The sequence below is a fragment of the Cytobacillus sp. OWB-43 genome, assembly GCF_034651445.1.
Classification (GTDB): Bacteria; Bacillota; Bacilli; order Bacillales; family Cytobacillaceae; genus Cytobacillus; species Cytobacillus kochii.
On the sequence record NZ_JAYEFF010000003.1, the window covers coordinates 276419 to 294102 of the forward strand.

The 17684-nt window shown below is 36.9% G+C and carries 16 protein-coding genes and 1 other annotated feature; of the genes, 11 read left to right on the forward strand and 5 right to left on the reverse strand.

Features of this window, described 5'->3' with window-relative positions; translation table 11 throughout:
- Positions 1-135: 135 nt before the first annotated feature.
- The gene (locus U9M49_RS14080) at positions 136-1539 is read right to left on the reverse strand and encodes a sigma-54 interaction domain-containing protein (protein ID WP_095370181.1); all 1404 of its coding nucleotides are present in this window, start codon (positions 1537-1539) and stop codon (positions 136-138) included.
- Between the two features lie 217 nt (positions 1540-1756).
- Between U9M49_RS14080 and pruA the strand changes: the two genes are divergently transcribed.
- From pruA to aspS, 7 genes are all read left to right on the forward strand, one after another.
- Entirely contained in the window at positions 1757-3304 is a 1548-nt protein-coding gene (gene pruA / locus U9M49_RS14085; protein WP_307317657.1) for an L-glutamate gamma-semialdehyde dehydrogenase, read from the forward strand.
- A gap of 77 nt (positions 3305-3381) precedes the next feature.
- Positions 3382-4581, forward strand: coding sequence for an ornithine--oxo-acid transaminase (locus U9M49_RS14090; protein WP_322910013.1), 1200 nt, complete (start codon positions 3382-3384; stop codon positions 4579-4581).
- A gap of 406 nt (positions 4582-4987) precedes the next feature.
- Positions 4988-6076, forward strand: coding sequence for an amidohydrolase (locus U9M49_RS14095; protein WP_095370178.1), 1089 nt, complete (start codon positions 4988-4990; stop codon positions 6074-6076).
- 32 nt (positions 6077-6108) lie between these two features.
- A complete protein-coding gene (nhaC, locus tag U9M49_RS14100) occupies positions 6109-7536 on the forward strand; it encodes a Na+/H+ antiporter NhaC (protein WP_095370177.1) in 1428 nt (475 codons plus the stop codon).
- Positions 7537-7603: 67 nt separating this feature from the next.
- Positions 7604-8719, forward strand: coding sequence for a mandelate racemase/muconate lactonizing enzyme family protein (locus U9M49_RS14105; protein ID WP_095370176.1), 1116 nt, complete (start codon positions 7604-7606; stop codon positions 8717-8719).
- A 5-nt stretch (positions 8720-8724) separates the two neighbouring features.
- Positions 8725-9432, forward strand: a complete 708-nt coding sequence (locus tag U9M49_RS14110) for a GNAT family N-acetyltransferase (protein WP_370873372.1) — start codon at positions 8725-8727, stop codon at positions 9430-9432.
- A gap of 51 nt (positions 9433-9483) precedes the next feature.
- Positions 9484-9716, forward strand: a binding site (T-box leader).
- Between the two features lie 116 nt (positions 9717-9832).
- Positions 9833-11137 (forward strand): aspartate--tRNA(Asn) ligase, encoded by a 1305-nt coding sequence (aspS, locus tag U9M49_RS14115; protein WP_416337102.1) that lies wholly within the window; start codon positions 9833-9835, stop codon positions 11135-11137.
- A gap of 85 nt (positions 11138-11222) precedes the next feature.
- On the opposite strand, the gene U9M49_RS14120 is transcribed toward aspS, so the two are convergent.
- The 3 genes from U9M49_RS14120 to U9M49_RS14130 form a co-directional block, all read right to left on the reverse strand.
- Complete coding sequence (locus tag U9M49_RS14120; protein WP_095370175.1) at positions 11223-12074, reverse strand: methyl-accepting chemotaxis protein; 852 nt, start codon at positions 12072-12074, stop codon at positions 11223-11225.
- 19 nt (positions 12075-12093) lie between these two features.
- Positions 12094-13554, reverse strand: coding sequence for an aldehyde dehydrogenase family protein (locus tag U9M49_RS14125; protein WP_095370174.1), 1461 nt, complete (start codon positions 13552-13554; stop codon positions 12094-12096).
- A gap of 125 nt (positions 13555-13679) precedes the next feature.
- The gene (locus U9M49_RS14130; RefSeq protein ID WP_095370173.1) at positions 13680-14558 is read right to left on the reverse strand and encodes a LysR family transcriptional regulator; all 879 of its coding nucleotides are present in this window, start codon (positions 14556-14558) and stop codon (positions 13680-13682) included.
- 105 nt (positions 14559-14663) lie between these two features.
- On the opposite strand from U9M49_RS14130, the gene U9M49_RS14135 reads away from it, so the two are divergent.
- Together U9M49_RS14135 and U9M49_RS14140 are read left to right on the forward strand one after the other, a co-directional pair.
- Positions 14664-15755 carry a citrate synthase/methylcitrate synthase gene (locus U9M49_RS14135; protein WP_095370172.1) on the forward strand — a complete coding sequence of 364 codons (1092 nt, stop codon included), beginning with the start codon at positions 14664-14666 and terminating at the stop codon, positions 15753-15755.
- 145 nt (positions 15756-15900) lie between these two features.
- Positions 15901-16167, forward strand: coding sequence for a hypothetical protein (locus tag U9M49_RS14140; RefSeq protein WP_322910014.1), 267 nt, complete (start codon positions 15901-15903; stop codon positions 16165-16167).
- A 7-nt stretch (positions 16168-16174) separates the two neighbouring features.
- Here the strand turns inward: U9M49_RS14140 and U9M49_RS14145 are convergent, their stop codons facing one another.
- On the reverse strand, positions 16175-16684 hold the full coding sequence (locus U9M49_RS14145; RefSeq protein ID WP_224935203.1) for a DUF6241 domain-containing protein: 510 nt from the start codon (positions 16682-16684) through the stop codon (positions 16175-16177).
- Positions 16685-16859: 175 nt separating this feature from the next.
- On the opposite strand from U9M49_RS14145, the gene U9M49_RS14150 reads away from it, so the two are divergent.
- Entirely contained in the window at positions 16860-17282 is a 423-nt protein-coding gene (locus U9M49_RS14150; protein WP_095370169.1) for a MarR family winged helix-turn-helix transcriptional regulator, read from the forward strand.
- Positions 17266-17613: a DUF3147 family protein gene (locus U9M49_RS14155; RefSeq protein ID WP_095370168.1), complete on the forward strand. Its 348-nt coding sequence runs from the start codon at positions 17266-17268 to the stop codon at positions 17611-17613. The genes U9M49_RS14150 and U9M49_RS14155 overlap by 17 nt, the downstream gene beginning before the upstream one ends.
- Positions 17614-17684: the final 71 nt, after the last annotated feature.

The following is a 17684-nucleotide window of genomic DNA, read 5'->3' on the forward strand; positions in this document are numbered from 1 at the left end:
ACTTGTGTTATTTAATCACATATTGTATGAATGCGAATTTAAGGTGTCTTCATCTTAATCAATATCTTATGTAGAGAGGATTGTTCGTCCAAAGGAGGACCAACATCCTCTGTTTTATTTAGAACATGCTATTAGTCATGTTAAACGGTGTTTTTTTATCCTGTATTGTAGATTTTGTCTACTCATACCAAGTTCTTTTGCCGTATTGGTAATATGGTGCTGGTTTCTTATAAGTGCTTGTTGAATAAAATGGCGCTCGGCTTTTGTTAAATAGTCATTTAAAGTGTGGCCAATGTGTTCTTGCTTATTACTGTCGACAGGGTGATCGAATACTTTCTCTTTTTTTAAGAATGGTTGGGATTGTAATCGATGTCGATAATGAAAAGGTAAGTGATGATAGGTAATCGATTCTTCATATTCGATTAAGTTCATTGCGCCTTCAATAAGATGCTCTAGCTCTCTGACATTACCTGGCCATTCGTAATGAAAAAGGTTTGATAAAAGGGATGAATCAATATCTTTTACGCCCATTGCAAACTTCTCATTGTACTTATGAATGAAATGGTATACCAGTTCCTCTATGTCTTCTCTGCGCTCTTTTAACGGAGGGATGGATAAAGAAACAACACCTAACCGATAATATAAATCTTTTCTTAAATGTCCATTCGTAATTGCATCAATCGGATCCTCATTGATTGTAGCGATAATACGGACATTAAATGAACGGTCTCGTGTATCTCCCACCCGCCTTACTTTTTTCTCTTGTAGAACTCTCAATAATTTTGCTTGTAAGTGAATATTTAAAGAATTAATTTCATCCAGTAGAAGTGTACCACCTTCTGCTTCTTCAAATAATCCAGGCCTTTCGATTGCTCCGGTAAATGCCCCTTTTTTTGTGCCAAAAAGCAAGCCTTCTATCAGATTATCTGGTATGGCTGCACAGTTTTGCGAAATAAATGGTTTATGTGCCCGCTCACTTGCGTTGTGAATACTCTGAGCAAATAGTTCTTTTCCTGTACCTGTGTCACCGATGATTAAGATAGAAGAATCCGTACGCGTTGCTCTTTTGCTTGCTTCGATCACTTCAGTTATGGCTGGACTATGACCAATGATACTTTGGAAAGTAAAGCGAGTTTCTTCTCTTTGTTGTCTATTCTCTCTGATTAACTTTTCTAATCTTGTAATATCACGGGCAATCTCCATTGCGCCAATACGCTCGTTTTCGAAGAAAATAGGTAAAGTATGATTAACCGTAGTAATTTCTAGTCCTTGATTATTGTAATAACTTTGCTTTGCGTTCTCGATTTTAATGCCTTTTTCAACAGCTTCAAGCAAACGACTTTCTTCATTATGTTCAAATGAAAAAACATCATGTAAGTTTTTATATAGTACTTCGGCTTTAGCCATCCCTTCAATTTCAGCCATTTTCCGGTTATAAATGACCGTATTTCCGCCTTCATCAACGACATGGACACCAGCGTCAATTTCATCTAAGACTTTATCATAATAGTAATTCATTCGTTTTAGAAAGTTGTTCATGAATGTCCCCCCTGTAATTATTTATTATACACATTCGCAAAAATATTTTGCAGAAGATAGAAAAATATTTTTGCGAAAAGAAAAATATTTTTGCACCCAATAGGACGAAAATATTGTTAATTCGCATTTTTAGTAATTGGCACGTTATTTGCAATAATAATGGGGAACGATAAAAATAGAATAAGAGAAATACAATATAGAGTAGGAGGAATTTCGAATGGTACAGCCATATAAACATGAACCATTTACTGATTTTAGCGTAGAAAGTAATCAAGCGGATTATTTAAAAGGACTCGAAACGGTTAAATCCTATTTAGGTCAAGACTATGATTTATTAATTGATGGCGAAAGAATCTCTACAGATGAGAAAATCGTATCTATCAATCCAGCAAATAAAGAAGAAGTTATTGGTCGTGTGTCAAAAGCAAATCAAGCATTAGCAGAAAAAGCAATGCAATCGGCTGTGAGGGCATTCCAATCTTGGCGTAAAGTAAAGCCAGAAACGCGTGCCGATGTTTTGTTTAAAGCAGCTGCAATTATTAGAAGACGTAAACATGAGTTTTCCGCTCTTATGACAAAAGAAGCGGGTAAGCCTTGGAATGAGGCAGATGCTGATACAGCAGAAGCCATCGATTTCTTAGAATATTATGCACGACAAATGCTAGCGATTAAAGATGGTGTACCTGTCAATAGCCGACCGAATGAATACAATCGTTATGACTATATTCCACTTGGGGTAGGAGTTATTATTTCTCCTTGGAACTTCCCGTTTGCCATCATGGCTGGTACAACAGTCGCTGCAATTGTGGCGGGTAATACAGTGCTTTTAAAGCCAGCTTCAACTACACCAATCATTGCGGCTAAATTTGTAGAGGTATTAGAAGAAGCTGGATTACCTAAAGGCGTACTTAACTTTGTACCAGGAAGTGGTGCAGAGGTAGGTGACTATTTAGTTGACCATAAGGATACTCGTTTTATTTCATTTACAGGCTCAAGGGATGTGGGTCTTCGAATTAACGAACGTGCATCGAAACTAAATGATGGTCAAATCTGGATTAAACGTGTGATTGCTGAAATGGGAGGTAAAGACACGATTGTTGTTGATAAAGAAGCTGATTTAGAGCTTGCTGCTCAATCAATCGTCGCTTCTGCTTTCGGATTTTCAGGCCAGAAATGCTCAGCCTGTTCGCGAGCAGTCATTGTAGAAGATGTTTATGATCAAGTACTAGCAAGAGCAGTAGAAATCGCGAAAGATAAACAAGCGGGTAATCCTGAAGATCGAAGTAACTTTACAGGGCCGGTTATTGATCAATCAGCGTTTAATAAGATTATGAGTTATATTGAAATTGGAAAAGAAGAAGGAAAGCTTATGCTCGGTGGAGAAGGCGATGATTCTAAAGGTTATTTCATTCAACCAACGATATTTGCGGATCTAGATCCACAGGCGCGTATCATGCAGGAAGAGATTTTTGGTCCAGTAGTCGGTTTTACAAAGGCAAAAGACTTTAATCATGCAATCGAGATTGCGAACAATACAGAATATGGCTTAACCGGAGCTGTTCTCACGAATAATCGTGAACATATCCAACAAGCAAGAGAAGATTTCCATGTGGGTAATCTTTACTTTAATCGTGGTTGTACGGGTGCAATTGTTGGTTATCAGCCATTTGGTGGTTTTAATATGTCAGGTACAGATTCAAAAGCAGGCGGACCAGATTATATTATGCTTCATATGCAAGCAAAAACAACGTCTGAAATGTATTAAAGTCAATCAAGGTTAGAAAGGGATGATCATCCCTTTCTAGCAATCTATTAATCAAAACTGGAAGGATGTCGATAAAGATGAAAAATACAGTACAAACAAAACACCTGATCGAACAATCTGAAAAATTTGGTGCGAATAACTATCATCCACTACCAATCGTAATTAGTGAAGCTGAAGGGGTCTGGGTAAAAGATCCTGAGGGTAACAAATACATGGATATGTTAAGTGCTTATTCAGCAGTTAACCAAGGGCATCGCCATCCGAAGATTATTCAAGCGATGAAAGATCAAGCAGAACGCGTGACATTAACATCAAGAGCTTTCCATAATGATCAATTGGGTCCTTGGTATGAAATGATTTGTGAGTTAACAGGCATGGATATGGCTTTGCCAATGAACACAGGTGCTGAAGCAGTGGAAACAGCTATAAAAGCAGCTCGTCGATGGGCTTATGATGTAAAAGGAGTAGCTGAGAACCAAGCAGAAATCATCGCTTGTATAGGAAACTTTCACGGCAGAACGATGACAGCTGTCTCCCTTTCTTCAGAAGAGGAATACCAAAAAGGTTTTGGCCCGATGCTTCCAGGAATTAAGCTAGTTCCTTATGGAGATATTGCTGCGTTAAAAGCTGCTATTACGGAAAATACGGCAGCATTTTTAATTGAACCGATTCAAGGGGAAGCTGGAATTGTTATTCCTCCAGAAGGGTTCTTAAAAGAAGCGCGTGAATTATGTAAAGAGAAGAATGTCTTGTTCATTGCCGATGAGATTCAAGCTGGGCTTGCACGCTCTGGAAAAATGTTTGCTTGCGAATGGGAAGGCGTAAGTCCTGATATGTACATTCTAGGTAAAGCTTTAGGTGGAGGAGTCTTCCCTATTTCTTGTGTAGTTTCAAGCAAGGAAGTTTTGGGTGTCTTCAATCCGGGCTCACACGGCTCAACTTTTGGTGGGAACCCGATGGCATGTGCGGTTTCTATGGCTTCCATTGAAGTGATTAAAGAAGAGAAACTTGTAGAGCGCTCTTTAGAGCTAGGTAACTATTTTGTTGATCAATTGAAGGAAATTAAAAATCCAATGATTAAAGAAGTGCGTGGACGTGGGTTGTTTATCGGGGTTGAGCTTACTGAACCTGCACGTAAATATTGTGAAGCGTTGAAAGAAGAAGGGCTTCTTTGTAAAGAAACACATGATACGGTTATTCGTTTTGCACCGCCACTTATTATTTCTAAAGAAGATCTTGATTGGGCAATTGAAAAAATAGTAAAAGTTTTAGGATAAGACAGTTTTTAATAAATTATTAGAATAATTTTTCTATATATGATATTATCTTAATAATCACTTTAACGCTGTAAGAGGAGAAAGATACAATCAATCACTTTTATCTTTCTCCTAAACCTTTATTTCATGGAAGTTATCAAACTTTTAAAAACGTAAACGCTTTCTTTTTTTAGAAAAATCCTGTTCGCATTTGTTTATTGGTAAAGAGTATTCATTAATAAAACATGATAGTAATATAACTTATTGCAAACAAATTCAGCTAGAGATTTCTCACCAAAGAAGAACTGGCCATACTGTTCATTCGTGAGAAGTCCTTGTACATATGTACAAGGCTTTTTGTGTATCTATAGAGTCAGTCAAAGGTGAATTTTTGTAAAATTTTCTAAAGTCTAAAAGGGATGATTTTATGAACTATAAAGATCAAATTCAAGAATGGTTTAATGAATTTCATAACCATCCAGAACCTAGTTTTAAAGAGTATGAGACAACCAAAAAAATTGTGTCTATACTGAGTGATTTAGAGGTTGATTATCAAACTTTTGGGGATTTAACTGGTGTAATAGCAGAGGTGGGAAGTGGAGATGAAGTAATTGCTGTTAGGTCGGATATAGATGCCCTCTGGCAGCAAGTAGATGGTATGTATCGTGCTAATCACTCATGTGGGCATGATGCACATATGGCTATTGTTTTAGGTAGTATTCTTTATTTGGATAAGCAAGCTTTAAGTAAGCGCATACGTTTTATTTTTCAACCAGCTGAAGAAAAAGGAAATGGATCTCTAGAAATGATTAAGCATGGCGCGATGGAAGATGTCACACATTTGTTTGGCATCCATCTCAGACCACATGAAGAATTATCTTTAGGACAAGTATCCCCATCCATCCATCACGGAGCATGTGTCACATTAGAAGGGAAAATTAGTGGTGAAGATGCCCATGGCGCCAGGCCTCATCAAGGAAGAAGCGCAATTGATGTAATTGCTACGATTTATCAATTTTTAAAGAATATCTATTTGTCTCCGTTTGATGCGTATTCTGTCAAATTAACTAATATTCAAACAGGTGGAGCAAGCTTAAATATCATTCCAGGTCATGCCACCTTTGGTATCGATATAAGAGCGCAAAAAAATGAACAATTAAAAGAGCTACAAACAAAAGTGAGTAAAGGGTTAGGCGATATTGCGACATTGTTTGATGTCGATATTTCATTTGATTGGATAGATTATACCCCTGGTGCAGTCGTCTCTCAACAAGCAGAGGAGATGGCAATACAGGCAATAACAGAGGTATTAGGTTCAGAAAGTGTGGCTCCCCCACTCATTACCCCGGGAAGTGATGACTTTCATTTTTATACGATCAAACATCCAAATGTCCATGCAACAATGATTGGTTTAGGTGCTGACTTAAAGCCGGGATTACATCACCCGCAAATGAATTTTAACCATACAGTATTGGACCAGGGTGCTCGAATAGTAGCAGCCTTGTTGAAAGCATAATTAAAGTGAAAAATATAAATGGGAGGATTTCTATGAAACAGGATCAAAAAATGACATTCGGTATGGCGCTAATTCCATTAGTTGTCATGATAGTAACAATGATGATTGCGGTTATTTATTTAGATCAAGGACCTCATATTCCATTAATTATTGGAACAATTACGGCTGCATTAGTTGCTTGGAAAGCAGGATATAATTGGAAGCATATTGAGGAATCGATGTATAAGGGGATTAAACTGGCATTACCTGCGGTCATAATTATCATGTTAGTTGGTTTAGTCATCGGTTCTTGGCTTGGTGGTGGTATTGTAGCAACAATGATTTACTATGGATTAAAGATTATCACCCCATCTTTGTTCCTCGTCTCTATAACGATTATATGTGCAATCGTTTCTTTATCAATTGGCAGCTCTTGGTCAACAATGGGAACGATAGGTGTAGCGGGAATGGGCATAGGCATGAGTATGGGCATCCCAGCTCCGATGATAGCTGGTGCGATTATTTCAGGCTCTTATTTTGGTGATAAGATGTCTCCGTTATCAGACACAACAAATTTAGCATCCGGCTTAACAGGTACTGATTTATTTGATCATATCAAACATATGTTATTTACAACCGTTCCTGGTATTATCATTGCATTAGCGGTTTATTGGTTCTTAGGCAAAGACTTTGGTAAAGGAGGAGCCAATCCAGCAGAAATTAATCAAACAATCCTTGCCTTACAAGATTCTTTTGTTATTTCACCATGGTTATTACTTGTTCCCCTTGTAGTTATTATTATGGTAGCAAGAAAAGTTCCGGCAGTACCAGCATTAATTGTAGGTATCCTCCTAGGCGTTCTTTGTCAAATCTTTGTACAAGGTGGTTCGCTATCTGAGGCAGTATCAGCTTTACAATCCGGTTACAAAATGGAAAGTGGAAATGAGATGGTTGATGGTCTCTTTAATAGAGGAGGTCTCGATTCGATGATGTACACCGTCTCCATGACGATTGTGGCCATGACGTTTGGTGGAATATTAGAAAATACAGGTATGCTACAAGCGATAGTCAATCAAATCTTAAAGCTAGCTAAGTCAGCAGGTAGTCTTGTTGCAACCACTATTGTATCTGCCTTTGCAACAAATGCGACGGCATCAGAGCAATATATTTCAATTGTTGTTCCTGCAAGGATGTTTTCCAAAGCATATCGCGATAAAAATCTGCATTCAAAGAACCTATCCAGGGCCCTAGAAGATGGGGGAACTTTAACCTCTGTATTTATACCATGGAATACATGTGGAGTGTTTATTCTTGCCACACTCGGAATAGGTGCATTAGAGTATGCACCCTATGCTATCCTGAATTTCATCGTTCCGATTATTTCTATCATTTATGCTTTTATAGGATTTACCATTGTTAAAATCACTGATGAAGAGAAAAGGGCATTGGAAAAAGAAGAAGAAGCATCATTAAATGCATAAACATAATGAAAGAGGGAGCCGAGTTTTTTCTTCGGCTTTCTTCTTTTATTGATAAGGAGAGAGAAATATGAAGATTACATCCATCGCTATCTATGCGATTCGTCTACCATTAAAACAGCCGTTTGTCATCAGTTATCATACATATAAAGATATGCCATCCATTATCGTAAAAGTGGAAACGGATGAAGGTCTCATAGGCTACGGAGAAGCAGTACCTGATGAGCATGTGACAGGAGAAACATGGGAAGGCACTTATCAAGTAATTAAACATACACTTGGACCTGCCATATTAGGTATCAATCCAATGGAAATTGAAAAGGTACATGAAATCATGGACAAGCTCATTTATCAAGCACCTGCTGCTAAAGCTGCGATCGATATTGCTTGTTACGACTTAATCGGTAAAAAACTACAAGTGCCCGTGTATCAGCTCATCGGTGGACGTTACCATGTGCAATTTCCCATCACGCATGTGTTAAGTATTGGTGAGCCAGAAAAAATGGCGACAGAAGCACTGGAACAAGTCTCTAAAGGTTATACATCATTTAAAATTAAAGTAGGTAGAGATGTGAATGGGGACGTAGCAAGAATTAAGGCAGTTGCTGATAGCGTTAAAGACAAAGCCGTTATACGAGTGGATGTAAACCAAGGTTGGCAAACAGCGGCTGCTACTTTAAAAGGAATTAAGGCATTAGAAACGGTAGATATAGATTGGCTAGAGCAACCGGTAAGAGCAGATGATATTGATGGTATGGCATTTATTAGGTCTCATTCAACAGTTTCCCTTATGATTGATGAAGGACTAAAGGGAGCAAGAGAGTTGAAAGAGATTATTCAGAAAAATGCCTGTGATCGTATAAACATTAAGTTGATGAAGTGTGGTGGTATATTGCCAGCAGTTAAGCTTGCATATCAGGCAGAACTAGCCGGGATTGAGTGCCAGGTCGGATCAATGGTAGAATCATCGATTGCTTCAAGTGCAGGTTTTCATGTGTCATTTTCTAAAAAGAATATTACAAGTGTAGAATTAACCGGACCACTGAAGTTTACTAAGGATATCGGTGACTTACATTATGATATTCCTCATATTTCTTTAAAAGATCAACCTGGATTAGGCGTAAATATTGATGAAGAGATTCTAAAAGAATTGACTGTATTTGAAGATGTATTAAAGGAGAGTTGAAGAGATTGAATGTAATCATGAGAGAAATGACAAAGCAAGGCCCATCTTATGAAGTTACAAATCTAGAAGAACAGCATATTGAACAAATTTTACAATTGCAACAAAAGGTTATCCATGCCCTTCCGGATAAAAAAGTATTACAGCCTTTAGCGAAAGAGGAGTTCCTCAATATTTTAAGGGGAAATGGAAAAATGGTTGGTGCTTGGGTCAAAGAGCAATTAATTGCCTTTCGCGCATTGCTAATTCCACCTGAAAATGATCCTGAGCACCTTGGTCTAGATGCTGGTGTAACGGATTTATCCACGGTTATCTATCAAGAAATATCTAATGTAGATCCTATGTATAGAGGGAATAAATTACAGCAAAAGCTTGCTCAAATTTTAATGGAACAATTGAAAAAAGAATCACATCAGTATAGATATGTTTGTTGTACAGTCGCTCCTTTTAATTACCCTTCACTTAAGGATAAGTTTGCCCAAGATATGCAAATCATTGATCTTAAGGAGAAATATGGGGGTAGCCTTCGCTATGTTTTTATGAAAGATTTGCAAGCTACTAAAGTTGTCCAACAAGGAGAAGTGATTGAAATAAAGATGGATGATATCACCAAACAACAGCAATATTTACAGTCTGGTTGGCGCGGGGTGAAAATGATCATAGCAGAACAGGAGACAAAAGTGGTTTACACCCGTTTTAATGAGGCAGATTTATAAACGAAATAGTTTGACATTTAGGGTGAAGCGATGTATCTTAAATAATAATATTCGAGAGCGTTGAGTTGGAGGAGTAGTTTGACACCCTTATTTATAAGAGAGCTGCTTATTTTAGCTGAAAGAGTGGCGATAAGGAGTTAGATGAAAGACACCAATGAGTTCCATCTGAAAAGTTTTTACTAAGTAGGCGTGGACGGTGGCCACCGTTAACGGGCATATAAGAGATTACATTGAATGATGTAATAATTAGGGTGGTACCGCGAGAACCGAGCCTCGTCCCTTCTGGGATGAAGCTCGGTTTTTTTGTGTGATAAGAAAGGGGTGATTCACATGGATAGTGATGATGACGATAACGAAGATACAAACAAAATAATAAGGAGTGTGAATGATGATGTTCAAGATCAATGATGGAATAAGCCGTGTGAATTGCTCCGATGTAATGAAACATGTGAACAGAAAGATTACACTATGTGGGTGGGTTCACCGTGTTAGACATTTAGGAAGAATTACTTTCTTACAGTTACGGGATCGTAGTGGCATCATTCAATGTGTATTAGAGAATGAATTGGCTGAAATGAAACTTTCATTAGAGTCAGTTATTTCTGTACAGGGTCTTGTTGTAAAGACAATGAAAACCGATACGGGTGTAGAGGTAATTGTAGATAAGCTTCAGTTATTAAACACTGCTAATGCACCTTTACCAATTGAATTAAATCAAAAAGAATTAGATGTCCACATGGACATATTATTGAATAATCGTGTTTTATCACTACGGAACCATAAAGAGCATCTCATGTTTAATATAAAGTCGGCAATTGTTGACGCCTTTTCATCTTTTTTACGAAATGAGGATTTTATCCAAATTTTCACACCGAAAATTGTAGCAGCGGGTGCTGAAGGAGGGGCGAACCTTTTCTCAATAGACTATTTTAATCAACCTGCTTATTTAGGGCAATCACCACAATTTTATAAGCAAATGATGGTAGCAGCAGGGTATGAACGAGTATTTGAAGTAGCTCCTGTTTATCGAGCGGAAGAACATGCGACATCTAGACATTTAAATGAATACATTTCCCTTGATTTAGAGATGGGTTTTGTATTTTCGAGCAAAGAGTTGATGGAATTAGAGGAGAATCTATTACGGTTTATTTTTAACACCATTCGGGACGGTTATCAAAAAGAGCTACAAGAAGTCGGTGTAACAATTCCTTTAATTGAAAGAATACCCAGTATATCACTTCATGAAGCAAAGCAAATTTTAGCTCATGAATATCATAAATCCACTAGTGAGATGGAAGATTTGGATCCTGAGGGAGAACGGTTAATTTGTCAGTATTTTTCTGAAAAGGAAAACAGTGAATTAGTTTTTATCACACATTATCCAAAGACAGTTAGACCAATGTATGCCAAGCCATTAGAAAATCACTCATTATACACAGATTCTTTTGATCTATTGTTCAAAGGGATAGAGATTACAACTGGTGGCTTGAGGATTCATGACTATCAAGAATTAATCACTTCAATAGAAGAAAATCACTTAAAAGTTGCAGATTTTGAAAGTTATACGAATGTCTTTAAGTACGGTATGCCACCACATGGCGGTCTTGCAATAGGCTTAGAGAGACTGACAGCTAAAATAATGAATCGTCCTAATGTCCGCTTTGCGTCGGCATTCCCGCGAGATCGGCATCGATTAACCCCATAAGAAAATGCACGAACAAATGCTAAAGGTATAAGTATTTGTTCGTGCTTCTTTATAGAAGGCAAGCTATGACATGACAGAAAGAATATCAATCACTATCTACTGTCGTATCAGCCATCTCCACTAAATGTTGAGCGTTGCGACTAATTTCTTGAATCGTCGCTGAAAACTCCTGAATGGAGGCTGCTTGGGTATCTGTTAATTGATGAATTTGTGAGAAAGATTGATTAAGCTCAGTGAGTAACCCCGCTATACTTTTCGTAATTTGATCTATTTGCGAAACATGGTCTTTACTATTACTTGCAAGTTTACGAATCTCTTCCGCTACTACAGAGAATCCTCTTCCAGCGTCCCCAGCTCGTGCTGCTTCAATTGCTGCATTTAAACCTAAAAGGTTACTTTGATCAGAAATACTTTTTACAGCAGTGGATATTTTTCCGATTTCATCTGCACTATGGCTAACAGTCCCCATTTGTGAAGACATATCAGTCACTTTATCTGCAAGAATAGTCACTGATTTACTTATCTCTTCAATGGCTGCAGCTGTTTGTTCTGATACTGCTGAAAGACTTTCTGCTACATCGAAGAGCTGATTGGACTTTTCTAAACTAATTCCAATACCTACTCCACCGATTACTTCACCCTTCTCATTATGAAGGGGGATGGCTTTTGCAATAAGGGGAAAACCGAATAATTCTTTTGGTACCATAGATGTTTTGGTGCTATTTGTACGTATGGATTCTGTAATAATGTCACCGTCTATTAGAGGGTCCCCAGGAGAGACATTTAATGAAAATGTCTTTCCTGGATAATTAATGATTAATTTCTCTGTATCATATATACCAATAGTGATATCATCATGAATTAATGTATTTAAGTAAGGTGCTACCTTTAGAAAAGCGTCCATTACGTTTATTGATTGCTGTTCTGTTTCAATCATATTTTTATCTCCCTAATTATTAATATGGCAATTGTCTTTGACTATAATTAACAGAAATCCATTTCATTGTTGTAAACTCATCTAAACTCCAATCTCCATTTAATCGACCAAGTCCGGATTGTTTTTCACCACCAAAAGCAACAATAGGCTCATCGTTAATCGTGACATCATTTACATGAATCATACCCGTGTGAATTCTTTTTGCCATTTCAACACCGCGTTCTACATTGGCAGTATGAAGCGCCCCGCTTAATCCGAGTTGTGTATTGTTGGCAATATTAATGGCATCTTCTTCTGTATCAAAAGTCATAATACAAACAACAGGACCAAAGAGTTCTTTTTGTGCGACTGTCATTTCAGGGGTCACATTTGTTAAAATCGTTGGTGCAACTAAATTCCCGCTAATTTCTCCTAATAGGATAGGTTCTGCACCTTCTTGAATGCCCGTATGAATTAAATCCTCTAATGTTGATGCTTGTCGTTTATTAATAACAGGACCGATAACGGTTTCAGGGTCGCTAGGATCCCCGACTTTAAGTGCTGCTACCTTTTCTTTAAATTTGTTCATAAACGTTGGGTAAATTGATTTTTGAACGAGAATACGATTCGCAGACATACAAATCTGTCCTTGGTGTGTGAAACGGCTAAATGTTGCTGCATTAACGGCATAATCAATATCTGCATCTTCCATGACGATAAAAGCACTATTACCGCCTAACTCTAGTAAAGGTTTTTTAAAGTTCTTCACTGCTACTTGACCGATGTAACTACCTACTGTAGTAGAACCGGTAAAAGAAATGATTCTTGGAATCGGATGTTCTACAAAGCCATCGCCAATTTCCTTAATATCACATAATACAACATTTAGTAATCCTTTAGGGACACCAGCTTCTTCAAATATCTTTCCTATTAATGTACCACCAGTTACCATTGAATCTTCATGAGGTTTGAGGACTACTCCACATCCCGCGCCAAGTGCAGGAGCAACTGATTTCATAGAAAGGAAGAAAGGAAAGTTAAATGGACTAATGACTCCAACCACACCAGCTGGAACACGATATAATCTATTTTCTTTATGGTCTTCTGTAGACGGCAGAATTTTACCTTCCATACGAAGTGGGTAAGTGGCTGCCTCTTTAATCATATTTTTTACAAGGCCAATTTCAAAAGCCGCTTTTAATCGAGTACCTCCAAGTTCAGCAATAATTAACTGGACAATTTCTTCTTCATGTGAGTCGATAATGGCCACCGCTTTTTCTAATATGTCTCGTTTTTTATAGGGGTTGACACGATCCCATTCTAGCTTTGCCTTAGCACTTGCTTGATATGCTTCATCAATATCTTCTAATGTAGCACCATTTACTTCTGCAAGGATGTCTTCATTAAATGGATTAATATTTTGTAAGAGAGTTTGACTTTTTCCTTGGCGCCATTCTCCATTTATAAACTGCTTATTTAATACTGATAATTGAAAACTCATGGAAAAACCTCCTTAGAATATATGAATCTAAGATGTTTATCGACTATAAGAGTCGAAAATGATAGTTAGTAAATGTAAAATATATAGGTAATTATATCTAATGTTGTTCATGTTTCGTTGAATTGTCACAAACGGTAGTTTTGTAAATATTTCATGAAATCAATTTGTTGGTTATTTTCTTTTTTCATCCAAGCGTACGTATGGGCTTGGGGTAATGTAATTTTTGATTGGGGGACTTCTAATAACCATCCTTCCATTAATTCTCTTCTTACAGTGGACAGCGGTAAATAGGAAACACCCAATCCCTCAATAATGAACCGTTTAGAAATGTGTATTTGCGATACTTTCATTGTTTTGATAAAGGCATACTGATAGTGAAGATCATTTTTTAGTTTAGACCAGTATATGGGATGATTGTCGGTTATTAAAAGATGATGAAATAAAATATCTTCCTCTTCCAATGGTGGTGCGCTCTCAGCATCTTTTCCATCATGCGCGATGATTAATTTAACATCTTCAGAGTATAGTATTTGATATTGCACCTCTCTTGAATTAGGCAGATTACAGCTCAAGCCGATATCAATATCCTCTTCGAAGAGAGCTTTTTCCATTTCCTCGGATTCTAGTACATGTACAGCTACTTCAACAAATGGATGCTTTCGCATATAATTTTTTAATGCGAAAGGTAGAATCGTATCAGCGATAATAGGAGAAATTCCTATGCTTAGCGAGGAAGTATATCCTTGCGTATAATGACTAAGTGCTTTTTTACCATCTTCAAAACTTGCTAGAATTTGTTTAGCATACGGAAGAAATTGTTTCCCGGCCTTTGTTAAACGCATGGAACGTCCCTCTTTCTTGAAAAGAGTGGTTGCTAATGCTTTTTCTAAATGACGGATATGAACAGTAACTGACGGTTGCGAAATATAAAGAGCTTCTGCTGTTTGTCTATAGTTTAAATAGTTTGCTGCTGTAATAAAGGTTTTTAACCATTGGAACTCCAATTTCCTCACCATCCTATCAATTAATATTATTAAATGAATTGATAAAAAATATTTAATTTTCTTAATTATACAACGATCGTATACTAAAAAAAAGAAGAGAGGAGAATGAAAATGTTCAGGAAAGGCTTAAAGGGTGTCGTTGCGGTTGAAACAAAAGTGGCTTCTGTAGATGGAGAAAAAGGAAGATTAACTTATCGAGGTTATGACGTTGGAGAATTGACGAAAACATTAACATTTGAAGAAGCAGCATTTCTACTGTGGTATGGGGAGTTGCCAACGGATAGGGAAGTGAAGAAGTGCATTCAAAAGATCAAAGATAATAGAGCATTAAGTCCTTTGCAATGGGAAGTGCTGCAGGCATTACCAAGAGATATGAGTTTAATGGATGTCATTCGAACGCTTATTTCATTAGAAGGTGATCAAACTTACAGCGGTCCCCCTACAGTGGAACAAGCCATCAAGCTAACAGCGGTAATTCCTACGATTATTGCTCACCGTACGAGACTATTAGCAAACAAAGATGTGGTCCATCCAGAGCTACAATTGTCACATGTTGAAAACTATTTATATATGCTTACTGGAAAAAAACCGTTAATAGCTCATGTTCAGGCATTAGAGACGTATATGATTTTAACGATGGAACACGGTATGAACGCATCAACATTTGCCGCTCGTGTGACCGCTTCTACTGAGTCAGATATCGTTTCTAGTATTGTAACAGCAATTGGTACAATGAAAGGACCACTACATGGTGGTGCGCCTACAGGTGTTATCGCATTATTAGAAGAATTGAAGGTTAGTAACGATAGAAAGAAAACGATTAAACATAAGATACTAAGTGGTGAAAAATTAATGGGGTTTGGCCATCGTGTATATAAAACGGTTGATCCAAGAGCCGAGGCTTTAAAAGAAAAGTTACTATCGATGCAAGTAGAGGATTCTTGGCTTCATTTTGCAATTGAAGTTGAAAAAGAAGTGGTTACAATACTTGCTGAGTTAAAACCTGATAGAAAACTATATACCAATGTTGAATTTTACGCAACAGCAATTATGAGAGCGCTCTCAATGGATCCTACTCTTTTTACTCCCACCTTCACTGCTGCTAGAATGGTAGGCTGGACAGCACATATTCTTGAACAAGCTGAAGATAATGTCATTTTTAGACCACAATCGACGTATGTTGGATCGGAAAAATAATCTCTGTATGTAAATGACAAAAAAGTTGCCCGAAAAATGGGCAACTTTTTTTGTGTAATTTTACATTATTACCCATATATTAATGATTTAGAATAAAGTATATTAAGCGTATGTAATTTTGAAAATGATGGATGGGAGGGAAGGGATGAAGTATATTTATTCTTTTAGTGTGTTTATATTGGTTTTGTTAATGTGTATTTATTTAGTTGCTACAAGCATTGTAGATAGTTATCTTATTGGTGATGAGTTGTATAAGATTCATCTTATTTTTCCAACTGCACAAGATGGAACACCTACTGTGGTGGATCAAGCGTTGTATGCATTTAAAGTTTCAGGCTATCCCTATTATGCCCTTCTCTGCTTTATGATGATTATATTTACTCTGTATAGAAAAAAGAGGAAAAGTAAGTAGTTACGACTTATTCAAAATACTTCTCAATAAAAGCTTCTTCTTCTTCTGGGGATAAGATTCCAGTTGCCTTACCAATTGTGCCATTTTGCAATGACCAGAAATAATTGTGGTCATTATCTACATTAGAGAAATCCCCTTTGCTCCATTTATCTAAAATAGTTAAAAGCTCTTCTTCATGTTCAAATTGATTGTTTTCAATCGTTTTTTTTACTTCTTCAATTGCTTGTTCTGACATTCGAACAGAACCCCACTTTTCACTTGCCTTGACTTTTTGATGTGTCATTTTATGCATCACATCAATTACTTCACTTTGAGTCGAATTTGTACTTAATCCTGTGTTTTCCGTATAGGCATTCATATCCCCATCTATACTAGCTTTTCTTGATGCTTTATTTGAAGTATCACCTTGAAGATTAGCTACTGAAAGAGAATCATTACTGAGATAACTTGCAGTAAACCAGCCTCCGCTAATAATCACAAATCCACTTATTATAATAATTACGAGCCATTTTTTCATATTAATTTGATCCCCTTTCAAAGTAGGAAGGTTTGTGAAGGTGGAAACTTTCTTAGAGAATTGATTTTAATACAGATTATTGTGAATATTTTACCATAACTTAAAAACATTTGTATATTTATCGCATTATACGATATAATCTTATTATAAGATGAAAAAGAATGAGGTTGATTATATGAATCCAACTGAACTAAATAAATACTGGACAGACATCTATTTTTACTTACGTTATCAAAATCAAAACGAGGATAAGATATCCCATCAAGGTGTAAGGATTTTGCAGCTTTTAGATAAGTGTGAACATATTGGAATAAAAGAAGTAGCGAAAAATATTGACGTCTCACACAATACTGCGTCTGAACATGTGAAGAGATTGATTCATAAGTCATGGATACATAAAGAAAGATCAACAGTAGATGAGAGAATGGTTATATTAAGGCTAACTGAACAAGGGAGGCAAGTACTAAAGAGAAATGCGAATCTTGACGAGGGAAAATTAGCGCATATTCTTGCTAGTATGACGCCTTCGGAGAAACAAATCATTGATTCAGCCTTACACTTATTAAGTGAGCGAGCGAAAAATGCAACTAATAGTTAAAATACTTCTTTCAGCAATCATTATTGGCGTTGTTACAGAAATGGCTAAACGTTTTCCTACATATGGTGGTGTCATTGCTGCATTGCCACTTGTCAGTTTATTAAGCCTTATTTGGCTCTGGGTAGAAAAAAATGATACAGGAGTGATGAGTGAATTCACACTTGGGGTTCTTTTAGGTTTACCAAGTACGATAGTGCTTTTGGCTATTGTCTTTTTTTCGCTAAAGTCTGCTTTTTCTTTTGCTGTTTCTATTCTTTTCGGTGTCATAGGTTGGGCAGTTTTTCTCGGGGCACAATTTGTCTTACTTAACCTATGGAAAAACATTAATTAATCAACGAGCTTTTTTCTCTTAGCGGTTTGCGTTATAATAATCAATGAATATTTAGTGCATCTAAAAAAATG